General features: G+C 61.2%; 12 protein-coding genes and 2 pseudogenes. 1 reads left to right on the top strand and 13 read right to left on the bottom strand.

Annotation, left to right across the window (positions count from 1 at the left end):
- Positions 1-94 precede the first annotated feature (94 nt).
- The 8 genes from gcvP to arcD (AB9L16_RS19615) form a co-directional block, all read right to left on the bottom strand.
- Positions 95-2947: an aminomethyl-transferring glycine dehydrogenase gene (gene gcvP / locus AB9L16_RS19650; RefSeq protein WP_375122577.1), complete on the bottom strand. Its 2853-nt coding sequence runs from the start codon at positions 2945-2947 to the stop codon at positions 95-97.
- An 11-nt stretch (positions 2948-2958) separates the two neighbouring features.
- The gene (gcvH, locus tag AB9L16_RS19645) at positions 2959-3342 is read right to left on the bottom strand and encodes a glycine cleavage system protein GcvH (protein ID WP_150741947.1); all 384 of its coding nucleotides are present in this window, start codon (positions 3340-3342) and stop codon (positions 2959-2961) included.
- A 451-nt stretch (positions 3343-3793) separates the two neighbouring features.
- Entirely contained in the window at positions 3794-5302 is a 1509-nt protein-coding gene (locus tag AB9L16_RS19640) for a sigma-54-dependent transcriptional regulator (RefSeq protein ID WP_095181474.1), read from the bottom strand.
- 246 nt (positions 5303-5548) lie between these two features.
- Positions 5549-5911 (bottom strand): DUF5064 family protein, encoded by a 363-nt coding sequence (locus AB9L16_RS19635; protein WP_041479784.1) that lies wholly within the window; start codon positions 5909-5911, stop codon positions 5549-5551.
- Between the two features lie 62 nt (positions 5912-5973).
- A complete protein-coding gene (arcC, locus tag AB9L16_RS19630; RefSeq protein ID WP_056787936.1) occupies positions 5974-6903 on the bottom strand; it encodes a carbamate kinase in 930 nt (309 codons plus the stop codon).
- A gap of 191 nt (positions 6904-7094) precedes the next feature.
- A complete protein-coding gene (locus AB9L16_RS19625; protein ID WP_041479782.1) occupies positions 7095-8105 on the bottom strand; it encodes an ornithine carbamoyltransferase in 1011 nt (336 codons plus the stop codon).
- A 61-nt stretch (positions 8106-8166) separates the two neighbouring features.
- On the bottom strand, positions 8167-9423 hold the full coding sequence (arcA, locus tag AB9L16_RS19620; RefSeq protein WP_016773516.1) for an arginine deiminase: 1257 nt from the start codon (positions 9421-9423) through the stop codon (positions 8167-8169).
- 35 nt (positions 9424-9458) lie between these two features.
- Positions 9459-10886 carry an arginine-ornithine antiporter gene (arcD, locus tag AB9L16_RS19615; protein ID WP_375122576.1) on the bottom strand — a complete coding sequence of 476 codons (1428 nt, stop codon included), beginning with the start codon at positions 10884-10886 and terminating at the stop codon, positions 9459-9461.
- A 437-nt stretch (positions 10887-11323) separates the two neighbouring features.
- On the opposite strand from arcD (AB9L16_RS19615), the gene arcD (AB9L16_RS19610) reads away from it, so the two are divergent.
- On the top strand, positions 11324-12751 hold the full coding sequence (gene arcD / locus AB9L16_RS19610) for an arginine-ornithine antiporter (protein WP_056787938.1): 1428 nt from the start codon (positions 11324-11326) through the stop codon (positions 12749-12751).
- 718 nt (positions 12752-13469) lie between these two features.
- On the opposite strand, the gene AB9L16_RS19605 is transcribed toward arcD (AB9L16_RS19610), so the two are convergent.
- The 5 genes and pseudogenes from AB9L16_RS19605 to AB9L16_RS19585 form a co-directional block, all read right to left on the bottom strand.
- Complete coding sequence (locus AB9L16_RS19605; protein WP_375122575.1) at positions 13470-14819, bottom strand: CoA transferase; 1350 nt, start codon at positions 14817-14819, stop codon at positions 13470-13472.
- 191 nt (positions 14820-15010) lie between these two features.
- Positions 15011-15538: pseudogene (locus AB9L16_RS19600) on the bottom strand (methyl-accepting chemotaxis protein); the annotation flags it as partial.
- A gap of 378 nt (positions 15539-15916) precedes the next feature.
- Positions 15917-16876 (bottom strand): annotated as a pseudogene (locus tag AB9L16_RS19595) (chemotaxis protein); the annotation flags it as partial.
- A gap of 441 nt (positions 16877-17317) precedes the next feature.
- Positions 17318-17728: a YbaN family protein gene (locus AB9L16_RS19590; RefSeq protein ID WP_375122574.1), complete on the bottom strand. Its 411-nt coding sequence runs from the start codon at positions 17726-17728 to the stop codon at positions 17318-17320.
- 161 nt (positions 17729-17889) lie between these two features.
- On the bottom strand, positions 17890-18486 hold the full coding sequence (locus AB9L16_RS19585; protein ID WP_375122573.1) for a biliverdin-producing heme oxygenase: 597 nt from the start codon (positions 18484-18486) through the stop codon (positions 17890-17892).
- Positions 18487-18496: the final 10 nt, after the last annotated feature.

The raw sequence follows: 18496 nt of genomic DNA, 5'->3' as shown, positions 1-18496 counted from the left end.
TTGACTGAAATGGCGCCTTCGCGAGCAGGCTCGCTCCCACAGGGGGATCTAGGGTATTGCTGAAATCGGGGCCGATATTCAGCCCCTCATTCCATTAAGCGTAGCTTTCGATCGACGGGCAGGCGCACACCAGGTTGCGATCGCCGAAGACGTTGTCGACACGGCCGACCGGCGGCCAGTATTTGCCTTCGATCAGCGACGCGACCGGGTACACCGCTTGCTCACGGCTGTACGGGTGGGTCCATTCGCCGACCAGTTCCGCTGCGGTGTGCGGGGCGTTTTTCAGCGGGTTGTCTTCCTTGTCCAGCGTGCCGTTTTCCACTGCGCGTATTTCCTCGCGGATGCGGATCATGGCATCGCAGAAGCGGTCCAGTTCTTCCTTGGATTCGCTTTCGGTCGGCTCGATCATCAATGTGCCGGCGACCGGGAACGACATGGTCGGCGCATGGAAGCCGAAGTCGATCAGGCGCTTGGCGACGTCATCGACGCTGATGCCGCTGCTGTCTTTGAGTGGACGCAGATCGAGGATGCACTCGTGCGCCACCAGGCCGTTGCTGCCGGTGTACAGCACTGGGTAATGCTCTTCGAGGCGGCGGGAAATGTAGTTGGCATTGAGGATCGCCAGTTGCGAAGCGCGCTTCAGACCCGCGCCACCCATCATGCGGATGTACATCCAGGTAATCGGCAGAATGCTCGCGCTGCCGAACGGTGCCGCGCAGACCGCGCCTTCCTTGCGTTCCATCTGGCCGTGGCCCGGCAGGAACGGGGTCAGGTGCGACTTGACGCCGATCGGGCCAACGCCCGGGCCGCCACCGCCGTGCGGGATGCAGAAGGTTTTGTGCAGGTTGAGGTGCGAAACGTCGCCGCCGAACTTGCCCGGTGCGCAGAGGCCGACCATGGCGTTCATGTTGGCGCCGTCGATGTACACCTGGCCGCCGTTGTCGTGAATGATCGCGCAGATCTCGCGAATGCCTTCTTCGAACACGCCGTGGGTCGACGGGTAGGTGATCATCAGCGCGGCGAGGTGTTCGCGGTGCTCGATGGCTTTGGCGCGCAGGTCTTCAATGTCGACGTTGCCACGCGCATCGCACGCGGTGACGACCACACGCATACCAGCCATTTGCGCGGTGGCCGGGTTGGTGCCGTGGGCCGACGACGGGATCAGGCAGATGTCGCGGCGCTCATCGCCACGGCTCTGGTGGTAGGCGCGGATCGCCAGGAGACCTGCGTATTCACCTTGCGAACCGGCGTTCGGTTGCAGCGAGATCGAGTCGTAACCGGTGGCGGCGCAGAGCATCGCTTCCAGCTCATCGGTCAGTTGCTGGTAACCGGCGCTTTGTGCGGCCGGGGCGAACGGGTGCAGTGCACCGAATTCGGCCCAGGTCACCGGGATCATTTCACTGGCGGCGTTGAGTTTCATGGTGCACGAGCCTAGCGGAATCATGGTGCGATCCAGCGCCAGGTCTTTGTCCGCCAGTTTGCGCAGGTAGCGCATCAGCTCGGTTTCCGAGTGATAACGGTTGAACACCGGGTGGCTGAGAATCGGCGACTGGCGCACCAGCGCAGCAGGGATGGTGCTCTGCACCGAGGCGGCCAGCGCAGCGAAGTCCGGCAGGGTCTTGCCGTCGGCGAACAGGCCCCACAGGGTTTCGATATCAGCCTGAGTGGTGGTTTCGTCGACCGACAGGCCCAGACGTTCGGCGTCGATCACACGCAAATTGATCTGCTGAGCATGCGCCTTGTCGTGCAGCGCAGCGGTGTCTGCGCCGGTAGCAACGGTCAGGGTGTCGAAGAAGTTTGCCTGCTCAACTTGAGCGCCCAGCGCGGTCAGGCCCTTGGCCAGAATCGCGGTCAGGTGATGCACGCGGTTGGCGATCTGCGTCAGGCCTTTCGGGCCGTGATAGACGGCATACATGCTGGCGATGTTGGCCAGCAGCACCTGGGCGGTGCAGATATTCGACGTGGCCTTTTCACGGCGGATGTGCTGCTCGCGGGTCTGCATCGCTAGACGCAGGGCCGGCTTGCCGAAGCGGTCAACCGAAACACCGACCAGACGGCCCGGCATGTCGCGCTTGAACGCATCTTTGGTGGAGAAGTAAGCGGCGTGTGGGCCACCGAAGCCCAGCGGCACGCCGAAGCGTTGCGCCGAACCGATGGCGACGTCGGCGCCGAATTCGCCCGGTGCGGTGAGCAGGGTCAGGGCGAGCAGGTCAGCGGCCACGGCCACCAGAGCGTTGGCGGCGTGGAAGCGCTCGGTCAGTTCGCGGTAGTCGAACACATCACCGTTGCTCGCCGGGTATTGCAGCAGCGCGCCGAAGAACGGCGTGACGTCAGTCAGTTCGCGCTCATCGCCCACGACCACGTCAATACCGAGCGGCTCGGCACGGGTGCGCAGCACGTCGAGGGTCTGTGGATGGCTGTGGATCGAGGCGAAGAACTGGTGGCTGCCCTTGTTCTTGCTCAGGCGTTTGCAGAAGGTCATGGCTTCGGCAGCGGCGGTGGCTTCGTCGAGCAGCGAGGCGTTGGCGATCGGCAGGCCGGTGAGGTCGCTGATCATGGTCTGGAAGTTCAGCAGCGCTTCGAGACGGCCCTGGGAAATTTCTGGCTGGTATGGGGTGTAAGCGGTGTACCAGGCCGGATTTTCCAGCAGGTTGCGCAGGATCGGCGACGGCGTGTGGCAGTTGTAGTAGCCCTGGCCGATGTAGGTCTTGAACAGCTGATTCTTGCCGGCGATGGATTTGATCATCGCCAGGGCGTCGGCCTCGCTGAGGCCGTCGTCCATGCCGAGCACGCTGGTGCCCTTGATGCTTTCCGGGATGACGCTGGCGCTCAGCGCTTCGAGGGAATCGAAGCCGAGGCTGTTGAGCATGGCTTGCTCGTCACCGGCGCGCGGGCCGATGTGACGGGCGATGAATTCGTTGGCGGTGCCGAGATTGATGGCGGTCATGGGGTAATTCCTCAGGCTTCGGCTTGGGCTTTGATCAGGCGGTCATAGGCGTCCTGATCGAGCAGTTCGCCGACAGCGGCGGCGTCGCTTGGCTGGAAGCGGAAGAACCAGCCTTCGCCCAGCGGATCTTCGTTGACCAGTTCCGGGGCGTTTTCCAGCGCCGGGTTGACTTCCAGCACGTCGCCATCGAGCGGCATGTACACGCCGCTGGCGGCTTTCACCGATTCCACGGTGGCGGCTTCAGCGCCTTTTTCGTAAGCCTGCAGCTCAGGCAGTTGCACGAACACCACGTCGCCCAAGGCGTTCTGCGCGAATGCGGTGATGCCGACAGTGACACTGCCGTCGGCTTCGGTGCGCAGCCATTCGTGATCTTCAGTAAAACGCAACTCGCTCATGGAAACTCCTCAGGGGCCAGACTCGTCTGGTGGACGCGGTGGAAAGCTTGGGGCGGGGAAGCCCTTAATACATGAGGAGGCAGGTAGCAAGAATGCGGCCAAGGTTGATTTATCTATATAAATCAATGGCTTGGAGTTTTTAGGTGGGTGTCGGCAGGTTGCGCCTGTAGCGAAATCGCTACAGTTTGGGGCGAGGAGAAAAGCTTAATCGGATCAAAGCGTTGCGCAGCGCTGGTCACAGGCGGGTGTAGCGATATCGTTCCGCTGTAGCGCTTTCGGTACAGATAGAGGTCGTTTTTGAACGGATTTCGAATACACCATAAAACCCTGTGGGAGCGAGCCTGCTCGCGAATACGGTGTGTCAGGCGCCAGCTATTTTGCTGATAGACCGCTTTCGCGAGCAGGCTCGCTCCCACATGGGGAATTTCCTGCAATAGGGATGCGTGGTGAGTCAGGGTTTATTGGGAATGCCGTATTTGCGCAGGCGATGGGCGATGGCGGTGTGCGAGGTTTGCAATCGGCTCGCCAGTTGCCGGGTCGAGGGATAGCTGACGTAAAGCTTTTCCAGCAGCGCTCTTTCGAACGATTCGACCGCTTGTTCGAGACTTTCCACCTCAGTGTCGGTCTGGCGCGCGACGGAGGTGCCGGCGATGTCGAGGTCGCCGATATCGACCAGGCTGCTCTCGCAAATCGCTGCCGCGCGGAAAATCACGTTCTGCAGTTGCCGCACGTTGCCCGGCCAGCGATTGCCGAGCAGCGCCGGATAAGTGCCGGGCGCCAGGCGGCAGACCGGGCGCTGGATCTGCGCACAGGCCTGCTGCATGAAGTAGCGCGCCAGCAGCAGGATGTCCTGACCGCGTTCACGCAGCGGCGGCACTTCGACGTTGAGCACGTTGAGGCGATAGAACAGGTCTTCGCGGAACAGGCCTTCGCTGACCATTTTTTCCAGATCGCGGTGGGTCGCGCTGAGGATGCGTACGTTGACCTTCACTTCACGATCACCACCGACGCGGCGGAAGCTGCCGTCGTTGAGAAAACGCAGGAGTTTGGCCTGCAAGTACGGCGACATCTCGCCGATCTCATCGAGAAACACCGTGCCCTGGTTGGCCAGTTCCATCAGCCCCGGCTTACCGCCACGCGCCGCGCCAGTGAAGGCGCCGGGGGCGTAGCCGAACAGTTCGCTCTCGGCGAGGTTTTCCGGCAGCGCTGCGCAGTTGAGTGCAAGAAACGGAGCGCTGTGCCGCGCACTGATCGCGTGACAGGCGCGGGCCACCAGTTCTTTACCGGTGCCGGTCTCGCCCTGGATCAACAGCGGTGCATCAAGGGCGGCGACCCGTTGCGCACGGGCCTTGAGCGTGCGGATCGCCGGAGACTCGCCGAGCAGCGCGTCGAAGCCTTCGGCGTGGTCGTGGTGCAGCGCCGAGAGTTGTTCGCCGATGCGATTTGGTTGATACAGGGTCAGCAGGGCGCCAGCGTCGGTGATCGGCGTGGCGTCGAGCAACAGGGTCTGGCCGTTGACGGTGATCTCGCGCAGCGGCAGGCGAAAGCCGTTTTCCAGCAGCGTGTCGAGCAGACCGGGATCGTTGAACAGCGCCGAGACGCTTTCGCCGGCCGGTTCGCGACCGTACAGGGCAATCAGCGCCGGGTTGGCCAGCAGCACCTTGCCGGCGCTGTCGAGGGCCAGCACCGGGTCAGTCATCGCCGCGAGCAAAGCATCGAGCTGCAAGTGCCGACGCTGGCCCGGCAGGATATCGACCACGGTCACCGCTTCCACGCCGAGCACGCGAAACAGCGCGTCTTTGAGTTCTTCGAGCACTTGCGGGCTGAGGGTCGGCGCGTCGATGTAGACGTTCGGCGGGATCATCTCCACCGCATCCAGATTGAGATTGCGCCCACCGAGGATAGCCAGGACTTCCTGGGTGATGCCGACGCGGTCGATGAAGCTGACGTGGATACGCATGGGGGCGGTTCAGTGATCTGTAGTGCGGAGGGAGGCAAGTATGCCTTAAATCAAAAGCCCCCTCACCCCAGCCCTCTCCCGGAGGGAGAGGGAGCCGACCGAGGTGTCTGGGGTTATGCATCGACCTGAAAGTACCGGGCGATTATGGATTCAGTGATGCAGGATCAGGCCGACGCAATGCTGCAGCATCCCCCAATCAGTCCCCTCTCCCTCCGGGAGAGGGCTAGGGTGAGGGGCTTTTGATTTTTATTCGAAATGCTCGAGGTTCACCGGATCCCCCGACTGCATATTCAACTTCTGCCGAATGTCTTCAAACATCAGATCGTAATGCTTGTGCACCGAGCCGATCTGGCTGTGGGTCTTGGGTATGCCGTACTTCTCGGCGATCCGCGTGACATCGCGGGCGAAGTTGTAGGCCTCTTCCTTGGGCAGGAAAAACGCCTCCTTCATGTCCTTGCCCTGCATGCTGCCGTGCAGGGTGAACTGAATCCCTTTGCCTTTCTGCGGATCGGTGAACACTTCATAGTCCAGATGCACGTTGTAATTGACGTCATCGTCGGTCAACGCGTGCCGCTCGATGTGCAGATGACCAGGTTCGAACTGGGCCATTGAGCTACTCCTTTCAAGGCATGGAAGCGGAGCAGGTCTTGAGCCTGCCCCGGCGTTTATTGTTATCGGTAGCTGATCCCCGGCTTCGCCGTGCTGACCCGCGTACCGGCGGTGCCCTGGACGATGGCTTCGATATCGGCCAGCGAACCGATCACCGCGACCTTGCCAGTATGGCGCGCGAATTCGCAGGCTGCCTGCACCTTCGGCCCCATCGAGCCGGCGGCGAAACCAAGGCGTTCGAGTTCGTCCGGGTGGGCTTCGGCGATGGCTTTCTGCGTCGGCTTGCCGTAATCGATGAACGCTGCGTTGACGTCAGTGGCGATCACCAGCAGATCGGCTTCCAGTTGCTCGGCGAGCAACGACGAGCACAGGTCCTTGTCGATCACCGCCTCGATACCCTTGAGGTTACGGTTTTCGTCATACATGGTCGGAATGCCGCCGCCACCAGCGCAAATGACGATGCTGCCCTTGTCCAGCAGCCACTTGATCGGGCGGATTTCGAAGATGCGCTTCGGCCGTGGACTGGCGACGACGCGGCGGAATTTGTCGCCATCCGGGGCAATCGCCCAGCCTTTTTCGGCGGCGAGTTTTTCCGCTTCGGCTTTCTCGTAGACCGGGCCGATCGGCTTGCTCGGCTTCTTGAAAGCCGGGTCGTTGGCGTCGACTTCAACCTGGGTCAGCAGGGTGGCGAACGGCACTTCGAAGTCGAGCAGGTTGCCCAGTTCCTGTTCGATGATGTAGCCGATCATGCCTTCGGTTTCGGCACCGAGCACGTCCAGCGGGTATGGGGTGACAGAGGTGTAGGCCGCCGCTTGCAGCGACAGCAGGCCGACTTGCGGGCCATTGCCGTGGGCGATGACCAGTTGGTTGCCGGGATGGATCTTGGCGATTTGCTCGGTGGCGATGCGGATGTTGGCGCGCTGGTTGTCAGCGGTCATCGGCTCACCACGGCGGAGCAGGGCGTTACCGCCCAGGGCTACGACGATACGCATGGTGCAATCCTTCTAAGCAGAGGAATGACAAACGATTCGATCTCCCTGCTGGAACCGATATCCCTGTGGGAGCGAGCCTGCTCGCGAACGCGTCAGATCAGTCGACATCGCTGTTGAATGACCCACCGCTTTCGCGAGCAGGCTCGCTCCCACATTGGGTTTCCGGTTCCTTCAGTGGGAGCGCTGTGGCGTCAGAGATCAGCCAGGGTCGAGACCAGAATCGCCTTGATCGTGTGCATGCGGTTTTCCGCTTGCTCGAAGGCGATGCAGGCCGGCGACTCGAACACGTCGTCGGTCACTTCAATACCGTTTTTCAGGTGCGGATATTGTTCGGCGATCTGTTTGCCGACCTTGGTGTCGCTGTTGTGGAACGCCGGCAGGCAGTGCATGAACTTGGTACGCGGGTTGCCGGTGGCCTTCATCAGCTCGGCGTTGACCTGATACGGCAGCAGTTGCTGAATGCGCTCGGCCCAGGCTTCCACCGGTTCACCCATCGATACCCAGACATCGGTGTGAATGAAGTCCACGCCCTTGACCGCTTCTTTCGGATCTTCGGTGAGGGTGATGCGTGCGCCACTTTCCTCGCCGTATTTTTTGCAGCGCGCGACCAGATCGTCCAACGGCCACAGCGCTTTCGGCGCGCAGATGCGCACGTCCATGCCCAGTTTGGCGCCGATCAGCAGCAGCGAGTTACCCATGTTGTTGCGCGCGTCGCCCAGGTAGGCGTAGCTGATTTCATGGATCGGCTTGTCGGCGTGCTCACGCATGGTCAGCACGTCGGCGATCATCTGGGTCGGGTGATATTCATCGGTCAGGCCGTTGAACACCGGCACGCCGGCGAACTTGGCCAGCTCCTCGACGATTTCCTGTTTGAAGCCACGGTACTCGATGGCGTCATACATGCGCCCGAGCACGCGGGCGGTGTCCTTCATGCTTTCCTTGTGGCCGATCTGCGAGGAGTTCGGGTCGATGTAAGTGACGTTTGCGCCTTGGTCATAGGCCGCCACTTCGAAGGCGCAACGGGTGCGGGTCGAAGTTTTCTCGAAAATCAGGGCGATGTTGTTGCCCTTCAGGTGTTGTTGCTCGGTGCCGGTGTATTTCGCGCGTTTCAGATCACGGGACAGGTCGAGCAGGTAACGCAGCTCACGTGGGGTGTGGTGTTCCAGGCTGAGCAGGTTACGGTTGTGAATGTTAAAAGCCATGATGGATCTCCTTGGTTATCCCCTTGGCCGCGCTCGATAAGTCGCGGCGAAGGCTCAAAGATTAGTAATCGATCGGGTCGCGGATGATCGGGCAGGTCATGCAGTGGCCGCCGCCACGGCCTCGGCCGAGTTCGCCGGCGCTGATGGTGATGACCTCCACGCCAGCCTTGCGCAGCAGAGTGTTGGTGTAGGTGTTGCGGTCGTAGCCGATGACCACGCCCGGTTCCATGGCCACCACGTTGTTGCCGTCATCCCATTGCTCGCGTTCGGCGGCGAAGCTGTTGCCGCCGGTTTCCACCACGCGCAGTTTCGGCAGGTTAAGCGCCGCAGCGACGGTGTCGAGGAAGCTGCCTTCTTCGCGGCGGATGTCGATGCCACCCTGTTTGCTTTCGTCAGGACGCAGGGTGAAGGCGACGATCTGGTTGACCACTTCCGGGAAGATCGTCACCAGGTCGCGGTCGCAGAAGCTGAACACGGTGTCCAGGTGCATTGCTGCGCGGGACTTCGGCAGGCCGGCGACGATGACTTTTTCCACCGCTTTGTTGTTGAACAGGTTCAGCGCCAGTTGGCCGATGGCCTGCCGCGATGAGCGCTCGCCCATGCCGATCAGCACCACGCCGTTGCCGATCGGCATGACGTCGCCGCCCTCAAGGGTGGAGTTGCCGTGGTCCTTGTCCGGGTCGCCGTACCAGATCTCGAATTCGGCGTTGGTGAATTGCGGATGGAATTTATAGATGGCGGTGGTCAGCAGGGTTTCCTGACGGCGCGCCGGCCAGTACATCGGGTTCAGCGTCACGCCACCGTAGATCCAGCAGGTAGTGTCGCGGGTGAACTGGGTATTGGGCAGCGGCGGCAGGATGAAGCTGGAGTGGCCGAGGAAGTCGCGGAACATCTGGATGGTCTTGCCACCGAAGCTGTCCGGCAGATCATCGGCCGACACGCCGCCAATCAGGAATTCGGCGATGTGGCGTGGCTCGAGGCTTTTCAGCCAGGATTTCACTTCGCTGATCAGGCCCAGGCCCACCGAGTCGGCAGTTACTTTGCGCTCAAGAATCCAGTCCAGCGCTTCGGGGATGGCAACGATGTCGGTCAGCAGGTTGTGCATTTCCACCACGTCGATGCCGCGCTCGCGCATCTTGGTGACGAAGTCGAAGTGATCGCGCTTGGCCTGCGCCACCCACAGCACGTCATCGAACAGCAGTTCATCGCAGTTGTTCGGGGTCAGCCGCTGATGGGCCAGACCTGGGGAGCAAACCATGACTTTACGCAGTTTCCCGGCTTCGGAGTGGACGCCGTACTTCACTTTTTCCGTGGTCATTTCTGTGTTCCTCCAGATGACAATTCAATCAGGGGTTACAGCGTCAGGAAGCCATCGTAGAGACCATAGGCCGCCACCACGGCGCCCACGACCACTGCGGCGAAAATCAGCTTCTCGACGTTGGTGAAAACCGGTTGTTTGAGTTCCAGCTTGGCCTTGGCGAACAGGATCGCGCCGGGCGCGTAGAGCAGGGCCGACAGCAGCAGGTACTTGACCCCGCCGGCATACAACAACCACACCGCGTAGATCAGGGCGATACCGCCGATGATCAGATCCTTGCGCCGCTCGGCGGCGAAGCCTTCGTAGCTCTCGCCGCGCACCGCCAGCAGCAGGGCATAGGCCGCTGACCACAGGTACGGCACCAGAATCATCGAGGTGGCGAGGTAGATCAGTGACAGGTAAGTGCTGGCCGAGAACAGGGTGATGATCAGGAACACCTGCACCATCGCGTTGGTCAGCCACAGGGCGTTGACCGGCACATGGTTGGCGTTTTCCTTGCGCAGAAACTCCGGCATGGTGTGGTCTTTGGCGGCGGCGAACATGATCTCCGCACACAGCAGCACCCACGACAGCAGCGCACCGAGCAGCGAGATGATCAAGCCGACGCTGATCAGCACCGCACCCCAGTGACCAACCACATGCTCAAGCACGGCGGCCATCGACGGGTTCTGCAGTTTCGCCAGTTCCGGCTGGGTCATGATGCCCAGCGACAGCACGTTCACCAGCACCAGAAACAGCAGCACGGTGATGAAGCCGATCACGGTGGCCTTGCCGACATCCGAGCGTTTCTCGGCGCGGGCGGAGAAGATGCTCGCGCCTTCGATACCGATGAACACCCAGACGGTGACCAGCATCATGTTGCGCACCTGGTTCATCACACTGCCCAGATCGGGGTTTTTCACGCCCCAGATGTCGGCGGTGAAGATGTCCAGTCTGAACGCGAAGACTGCGATCAATACAAACAGCAGCAGCGGCATGACCTTGGCGACGGTGGTCACCAGGTTGATGAACGCCGCTTCCTTGATCCCGCGCAACACCAGGAAATGCACGCCCCACAGCAGCAAGGACGCGCCGATCACCGCCGCCGGGGTATTGCCTTCGCCGAAGATCGGAAAGAAATAGCCGAGGGTGCTGAACAGCAGAACGAAGTAACCGACGTTGCCCAGCCAGGCGCTGATCCAGTAGCCCCAGGCCGAGGAGAAACCCATGTAGTCGCCGAATCCGGCCTTGGCGTAGGCGTAGACACCGCCGTCCAGGTCAGGCTTGCGATTGGCGAGGGTCTGAAAAACAAATGCGAGGGTGAGCATGCCGACGGCGGTGATGGCCCAGCCGATCAGCACTGCACCGACGTCGGCGCTGGCGGCCATGTTTTGTGGCAACGAAAATATCCCGCCACCGATCATTGAACCGACTACCAGTGCAACCAGTGCACCGAGTCTTAGTTTTCCGGGCGCTTCAGACATTTGCATGACTCCATTGCAGGAAAGGAGAGCTCACAGCCTAGTACCGTTGTCTGTTCGAATAGCTGACTTGGATCAGTGCATGGCCACATTCCATTGTTAATGAATGACTTATCCACCCGTTGCGGGCATAACACTGTGCTCTGGAAGGCCCGTCCCAGAGCCGTTTCGCTGACGCAATTGGGAATAGCAATTAATGCTTTCGAACTATGACGCTAGTTGCTTTTCCGCGTTTGGCAAATGTCCGTCATCTGTTTTCAGTACAGAATTGAATAATCAAGATTGGCGCACAAAACTGACTTAACGTGCTAAGCGTTATCGTGGTCGGCTATATATAACGGTGCGAAATTGGCCATTACCTGATAAACGTCATCTACCCTTAGGCTTTTAGTCGGCTGTTGTTACAAATAAACAACAACGGCTCTTTCAAGGAGATCTGCATGTCGCAACCGACGCAAAAGCTGCGCCTTGGTGCGTTGATCGCGCTGGTGGTGGGGTCGATGATCGGCGGGGGGATTTTCTCGTTGCCGCAAAACATGGCGGCGCGCGCCGATGCCGGGGCGATCCTGATCGGTTGGGGCATCACCGCGATCGGCATGCTGACGCTGGCCTTCGTCTTTCAGACCCTGGCCAATCGCAAGCCGGAGCTGGACTCGGGCGTCTACGCCTACGCCAAGGCCGGGTTCGGCGACTACATGGGCTTTTCGTCGGCGTGGGGTTACTGGATCAGCGCCTGGCTGGGCAACGTCGGCTATTTTGTGTTGCTGTTCAGCACCCTCGGTTATTTCTTTCCGGTATTCGGCCAGGGCAACACGCCGATCGCCATCGGCTGCGCTTCGGTGCTGTTGTGGGCGGTGCATTTTCTGGTGATGCGCGGGATCAAGGAGGCGGCGCTGATCAACCAACTGACCACCGTGGCCAAGGTCGTGCCGCTGATCATGTTCATCGTCATCGCTGCCGTGGCATTCAAGGCTGACATTTTCACCCGTGACATCTGGGGCCGCAGCAACCCGAACTTCGGCGGGGTGATGGATCAGGTGCGCAACATGATGCTGGTCACCGTGTTCGTGTTCATCGGCATCGAAGGCGCCAGCGTCTATTCGGCCCGCGCAGAAAAACGCAGCGACGTCGGCCGCGCCACGGTGATCGGTTTTATCGGCGTGCTGGCGCTGCTGGTGCTGGTCAACGTGCTGTCGCTGGGGATCATGAGCCAGCCTGAACTGGCCAATCTGCAGAACCCTTCGCTGGCAGCGGTGCTCGAGCACATCGTCGGGCCGTGGGGTGCGTTGCTGATCAGCGTCGGGCTGGCGATTTCGCTGTTGGGCGCGTTGTTGTCATGGGCCTTGCTGTGCGCGGAAATCCTCTTCGCCACGGCCAAAGACAAAACCATGCCGGCGTTCCTGAAGAAGGAAAACAAGAACCACGTGCCGGTCAACGCGCTGTGGCTGACCAATGTGATGATCCAGATTTTCCTGCTGATCACATTGTTCTCGGCGGGTACTTACACCAGTCTGATCTATCTGGCGTCGTCGATGATTCTGGTGCCGTATTTGTGGTCGGCGGCCTATGCGGTGCTGCTCAGCGGGCGCGGCGAAACCTACGAACACGCCTCGGCGGAACGTACCAAGGATCTGCTGATCGGCGGCATCGCCCTGGTTTACGCGGTGTGGCTGTTGTATGCCGGGGGAGTGAAATATCTGCTGCTGTCGGCGCTGCTGTATGCGCCGGGGGTGATCCTGTTTGCCAAGGCCAAGCGTGAACAGGGGCAACCGGTTTTCACTACGGTGGAAAAGGGGATTTTTGCTTGCGTGGTGATCGGGGCGGGGCTGGCGGCGTATGGGTTGTATAGCGGGGTGTTGTCGTTGTGATCTGAAAAGCAGCCCCTCACCCTAGCCCTCTCCCAGAGGGAGAGGGGACCGACCGAGGTGTCTGGCGCTATACGTCGACCTGAGCGATCGAGTTGATTATGGATTCGACGAAAATCTTGCACGTCGGCGTAACTCTCCAATATCCCCCAATCAGTCCCCTCTCCCTCTGGGAGAGGGGACCGACCGAGGTGTCTGGCGCTATACATCGACCTGAGCGATCGAGTCGATTATGGATTCGACGAAAATCTTTCACGTCGGCGTAACTCTCCAATATCCCCCAATCAGTCCCCTCTCCCTCTGGGAGAGGGGACCGACCGAGGTGTCTGGCGCTATACATCGACCTGAGCGATCGAGTCGATTATGGATTCGACGAAAATCTTTCACGTCGGCGTAACTCTCCAATATCCCCCAATCAGTCCCCTCTCCCTCTGGGAGAGGGGACCGACCGAGGTGTCTGGCGCTATACATCGACCTGAGCGATCGAGTCGATTATGGATTCGACGAAAATCTTTCACGTCGGCGTAACTCTCCAATATCCCCCAATCAGTCCCCTCTCCCTCTGGGAGAGGGGACCGACCGAGGTGTCTGGCGCTATACATCGACCTGAGCGATCGAGTCGATTATGGATTCGACGAAAATCTTGCACGTCGGCGTAACTCTCCAATATCCCCCAATCAGTCCCCTCTCCCTCTGGGAGAGGGCTAGGGTGAGGGGCTTCTCATGGCCAACACGGAGGATGCGAGCCCAACTCCGTCGCCGGCCAATTCCACCGCATCGCCGTCCCGCTGATCTGCAGCGGCACGCGCAACCTCCGCGCCGGCCCCCACGCGGTGTGTTCAATCGCCGAATCCTGATCCAGTGCGTCTTCAGCCCGCAGCGGGTCAAGCATCCCCGGCCCATGCTCAAGCAACAGCTTCGCCGTACGCGCCAGCGACAACCGCGCCGAACCCCCGCGACCGCTGGCCAGTCGTTCAGTCAGCAGCCTTATTGCACTCGCCGCCATCAGATACCCGGTCGCATGATCCAGCGCCTGCACCGGCAGTGGCGTCGGTTTATCGCTGTGCCTCCAATGCTGCCCGGCCTCGGCGATGCCGCTGCTCATCTGCACCAGGCTGTCGAAGCCCCGGCGGTTCTGCCAAGGGCCGCTCCAGCCGTAGGCGTTGAGGCAGACGTCGATCAGCCCCGGTGCCAGTTGCCTTCGGCGTTCAATACCAAACCCCAGATGTTCCAGCGCATCGGCGCGATAGCCGTGGAGCAAGATGTCGGCGTCTTGCAATAAACCTTCGAACACTGCGCGATCCGCTGGCACTTGCAGATCCAGCCGCGCACAGCGCTTGCCGACAGTCATTTCCGGAACGACGCCGGGTTCGTTCCAGCTCGGTGGATCGATGCGCAGCACGTTGGCGCCCAGCCCTGCGAGAAAGCGGCTGGCGCTGGGGCCGGCGAGCACGCGGGTCAGGTCGAGCACCTTGATCCCGGCCAGCGGTCGTGCGATCGAGCCTTGCCATAGGCTACGGTTCTCGTCCGTCTGCTCGATGAATTGCACCAGCGCTTCAGCATTCACCGCCAGCCCCTGCGGATGCTGCTGCCACTGCGTCCAACTGCGCATCTCGGCGGCGCAGCCGTTGGCGTCGACCACCGCCTGCTCAAGATCCGCGCTCGCCCACTGTGCGACTTTCGCCGCCATCGCGGCACGATCGGCGCAGGCACCGAGCACGCGTTCAGCGGCGGCGCGGTGATGCGGAGCGTTGGTGTGCAGACGGATCCAGCCGTCCCGGGTCGCATAGTCGCCGGCGATCGCGTCCCATAACGGCGGCACCTGCCAGCCGATCGGGCGAAGCGAGGTGGAGAACCAGAACGAGGCCAGGCGTCGGTCGACTGCAACTGCTGGCAAGTGCCCGATTTGCGGGTGGAGCAATTCGCTGAGCGCTTGCCCGGCAGCGGCGATGCTGGCGCAGGCCAGTTCAGTGACTGCGAACGCCGAGGGCAACGCGCCGTCACCGGTGAAGGGGATGGGCGTGCGAGGCAGGTCGAGTGCGGTTTGGATGGACGTGAGCAGATCAGTCATCGAAGGCCCTCCGGAACGAGAGGGCGATGATAGTGCAAAAGAATCGCGGTTTAGATGAAACCAGGATGTGAACCCGTTTCCCCAGTGGGAGCGAGCCTGCTCGCGAAGGCGTCGTGTCAGTCAACACGGATGTTGGATATGACGACCGCTTCGCGAGCAGGCTCGCTCCCACAGGGATTTATGCTGGGTTGTTACACGCGGAACTGATCCATCAATTTCATCTGCTGGCTCGCCAGGCTGTTGAGCTGGCTGCTGATCGCTGCCGACTCGGTGGCCTGCTCGGTCAGGGTTTCGGTCACGGTGCGAATCGCCGAGACGTTGCGGTTGACCTCTTCGGCCACGGCGCTCTGTTCTTCGGCGGCACTGGCGATCTGCAGGTTCATGTCGCTGATCACCGTCACCGCGTCGCTGATCTTGCCCAGCGCATCAACGGCCTGACGAATCTGCCCGGCATTGTTGTGCGCCTGGGTCTGGCTCGAATGCATGGTCGCGACCACGCCACGGGTGCCGGTCTGGATGCGCTCGATGACGATGCGGATTTCTTCCACCGAATCCTGCGTGCGTTTGGCCAGGTTGCGCACCTCGTCGGCGACCACGGCAAAACCGCGACCGCTTTCGCCGGCGCGGGCGGCTTCGATGGCGGCGTTGAGGGCCAGCAGGTTGGTCTGTTCGGCGATGCTGCGAATCACTTCCAGCACCGAGCCGATCTGCTCGCTGTTGACCGCCAGCGCTTCGACTTCGGTCACCGCTTTGCTGACCTCATCGGCGAGTTGATTGATGTCGCGGGTGCTGCGCTCGATGATCGCCATACCGTCCTTCGCCGACTGATCGGCACCCTTGGCGGCGTTGGCCGCGTTCGAGGCACTGTTGGCGACGTCGTGGGCAGTGGCGCTCATTTCGTTGGACGCGGTGGCGACCTGATCGATTTCGCGGAACTGCACCTGCATGCCTTCGCTGGTCTGGCGGGCAATTTCCGAAGACTGATCAGCCGTGCCACGGGCTTCGGTGATGCTCTGTTTGATCTGCGCGATGGTCGGCTGCAGCTTGTCGAGAAAGCGGTTGAACCAGTTCACCAGTTCGCCCAGTTCATCTTTCTTGCTGTAGTTCAGGCGCTGGGTCAGATCGCCTTCGCCGCTGGCGATGTTCTTCAGCATCTCAGCAACGCTGTTGATCGGACGGGTGACGCCGGAGGCGGTGAGCCAGATCAGCAGGAGGCCGACCAGACCGGCCACGCCCGCCACCAGCAGGGCAGTGATGACGCCGGTTTGTTGCGCGTCATCCAGCACCGCTTGAAGTTTCACCGAGTCGGCCAGCAGCACGTGCTCGGGCAGGTCGATGACCACGCCCCAGGCGCGCGAATTGCCGATCGGGTCGACCGGGTAAACCGCGCGAATCAGGTCGCCCTGTTCGAGGATTTTCGCCGTACCGCTGCCGACCAGTTGCAATACATCCTTGCCATCGGCGCCGAGGGTGTCGCCGATTTTTTTGCCGACCCGCGTCGCGTCAGCACTGTCGGCCGCCAGCACACCGCTGCCGGAGACGATCAGCATATGCCCGGCGTTGTTGAACAGGCTGCGCTGCGAGTCGACGGCGGCGGCTTGCAGGGCGTCGAGCGCGATGTCGACACCGACCACACCGATCGCTTTGCCATCCACCAGCAGCGGTACGGAAATGGTCGTCATGAGCATTTCCTTGCCACCGACCGTGTCGGCATACGGGTCAAGCAGGCAGGTGCGTTTGTTGTCGCGAGGGCAGGTGTACCAACTGTTGTACGGCGTGCCGCTGACGCTGAGGGTGGTCTTGGTCAAGTCGTCCTCGACCATGATCGTATTCAGCGCGGCGCCGGCGGCACGGCTCCAGTACGAGGCGAAGCGCCCGGCTTCGTTGGACTGCCGCGCGGCATCGTTGGCGAATTCGCTGTCCTTGCCGTCGAGGCCGTTGGGTTCGAAGGCCAGCCAGATACCGAGGACTTTATCGTTGCGCTCGAAAGCGGTTTTCAGGCTCTGGTTCAACTCTTCACGAACAGCGCCGGCTTCGAGCGAACGCTTGGCCGCCATCGTCCGCAGATCCTTGATCTGGTCGGCGAGGGCGGTGACCACGAGCAGGCTTTCACCAAAGGTTTTCTGCACCCGCACCGCTTGCTCGGCGGCCTTGGCCTGCAGCAGGTTCTGCACGCTGGCGGTCAGTAACTGGTTGCTGGATTGACTGACCAGCGCGTCGTTCTGGTTGGTCTGGTAGATGTTCATGCTGACGATCAGCACCACCACTCCGAGCAGGCACAGGCCGGAGAGCAGGACGATTTTCAGGCGAATGGAAAGAGAGTCGAACATGGGGCGATCTCGCGAATGGAATAAACAGGTGGCTGGGCCTGAAGCCCGGTTTGCCAAATCCATTCAGCGCCATTCAATCCTCATCGGCGTCGAGCGAAACGGCATGAGGCGCTCGCCGACGGACGGTCGCCGCTAAACGTTTGCGCAGGGGAAAGTGCTGAAAAGGCTTTAATTACAGGGATGTTTCACTACCGCGGCGGGCGTCTCCGGGCGCGACCAGATCCACAGGTTGCCCAGGCCCATGCCGGCAATCGCCAGATAGATCGGCCAGCCGTGATCAAGCAGTACCAGCATCAAAGTGGCGCACAGCAGCATGCTGACGGTGGCGCTGACTTTGGCCTTGCGCGCGATGATCCTGCCGTTGCGCCAGTTACTGAGGATCGGCCCGAACAGGCGATGATTTTCCAGCCACGCACTCAGGCGCGGCGAACTGCGGGTCGCGGCCCACGCGGCTAAAAGGATGAACTCGGTGGTCGGCAGACCGGGCACGACGATGGCGACCAGGCCAATGCCGAGGCTGACATAGGCCAGCAGGCCGAACAGCAGACGGGCGAGTTTTGATGGGGCGGGTGCGGGCATGGGCTCGAGGTGGTTTCTGGAGCGGAACGGAGATCTTACAGATTTGTGGTGAGCTCTGTGGGAGCGAGCCTGCTCGCGAAAGCGGTTGATCAGGCACATTGATGTTGAATGTGCTGCCGTCTTCGCGAGCAGGCTCGCTCCCACAAGTGATAAGAGTTGCTTCAGGCCACTTCGGCTTCTATGGCATAAGCCCGTTCCAGCAGCACGGTGAAGCGGTTGAATGCATCCAGCGCACCTTGCTCAACTTCCGCCTCTTCCTCTGCCGTGAACGGCAACGCATCGAGGGTGCGTACGAAGCTTTTCCAGCCCTCGGCGCGGCCACCTTGCGGTTCCGCCAGATGCCGGGCACCGAAGCTTTCGCTCAGTTCCAGTGCCACCGCACGCTTGATCAAAAACGCCGCGCCGAGCTTGGAACCCTCGGAAACAAAGATCCAGCCCAGCGCCCGCGCCTTGCTCGGGTTTTTCAGCGCGCCGGCCACCGGGGCCGGAACCTCGGTGTCGAGGTCGGCAAGGTCAGCCCTGGCCGCTTCGGCGCGGCAACGGGCCGGCAGATCCGGGATGATCGCGGTCAGTTCGGCATCGTTGTACAGCTCGACCAGTTCCGCCTGGAACAGGTATTGCGCAACGACGAAACGAGCGAAGCTGGCGCGGGTTTCGAACGGTGCGTGGGCTTTGACCAGCGCATCGAGTTTGCTGTGCGGCTCGTGGGTGATCTGGTTCAGGCGTTGCGAACGCAAGGTTTTTTCCGAGGCAGTCATGGGGTGTCCT

The organism is Pseudomonas sp. LW8, assembly GCF_041956865.1.
GTDB classification, from domain to species: Bacteria; Pseudomonadota; Gammaproteobacteria; order Pseudomonadales; family Pseudomonadaceae; genus Aquipseudomonas; species Aquipseudomonas siliginis.
This window is presented reverse-complemented; position numbering and strand designations above follow the sequence as displayed.

Bases quoted from the DNA above. Each gene is read 5' to 3' on its own strand.
- gcvP (WP_375122577.1), bottom strand. From the start codon at position 2,947: ATGACCGCCATCAATCTCGGCACCGCCAACGAATTCATCGCCCGTCAC.
- gcvH (WP_150741947.1), bottom strand. From the start codon at position 3,342: ATGAGCGAGTTGCGTTTTACTGAAGATCACGAATGGCTGCGCACCGAA.
- AB9L16_RS19640 (WP_095181474.1), bottom strand. From the start codon at position 5,302: ATGCGTATCCACGTCAGCTTCATCGACCGCGTCGGCATCACCCAGGAA.
- AB9L16_RS19635 (WP_041479784.1), bottom strand. From the start codon at position 5,911: ATGGCCCAGTTCGAACCTGGTCATCTGCACATCGAGCGGCACGCGTTG.
- arcC (WP_056787936.1), bottom strand. From the start codon at position 6,903: ATGCGTATCGTCGTAGCCCTGGGCGGTAACGCCCTGCTCCGCCGTGGT.
- AB9L16_RS19625 (WP_041479782.1), bottom strand. From the start codon at position 8,105: ATGGCTTTTAACATTCACAACCGTAACCTGCTCAGCCTGGAACACCAC.
- arcA (WP_016773516.1), bottom strand. From the start codon at position 9,423: ATGACCACGGAAAAAGTGAAGTACGGCGTCCACTCCGAAGCCGGGAAA.
- arcD (WP_375122576.1), bottom strand. From the start codon at position 10,886: ATGTCTGAAGCGCCCGGAAAACTAAGACTCGGTGCACTGGTTGCACTG.
- arcD (WP_056787938.1), top strand. From the start codon at position 11,324: ATGTCGCAACCGACGCAAAAGCTGCGCCTTGGTGCGTTGATCGCGCTG.
- AB9L16_RS19605 (WP_375122575.1), bottom strand. From the start codon at position 14,819: ATGACTGATCTGCTCACGTCCATCCAAACCGCACTCGACCTGCCTCGC.
- AB9L16_RS19590 (WP_375122574.1), bottom strand. From the start codon at position 17,728: ATGCCCGCACCCGCCCCATCAAAACTCGCCCGTCTGCTGTTCGGCCTG.
- AB9L16_RS19585 (WP_375122573.1), bottom strand. From the start codon at position 18,486: ATGACTGCCTCGGAAAAAACCTTGCGTTCGCAACGCCTGAACCAGATC.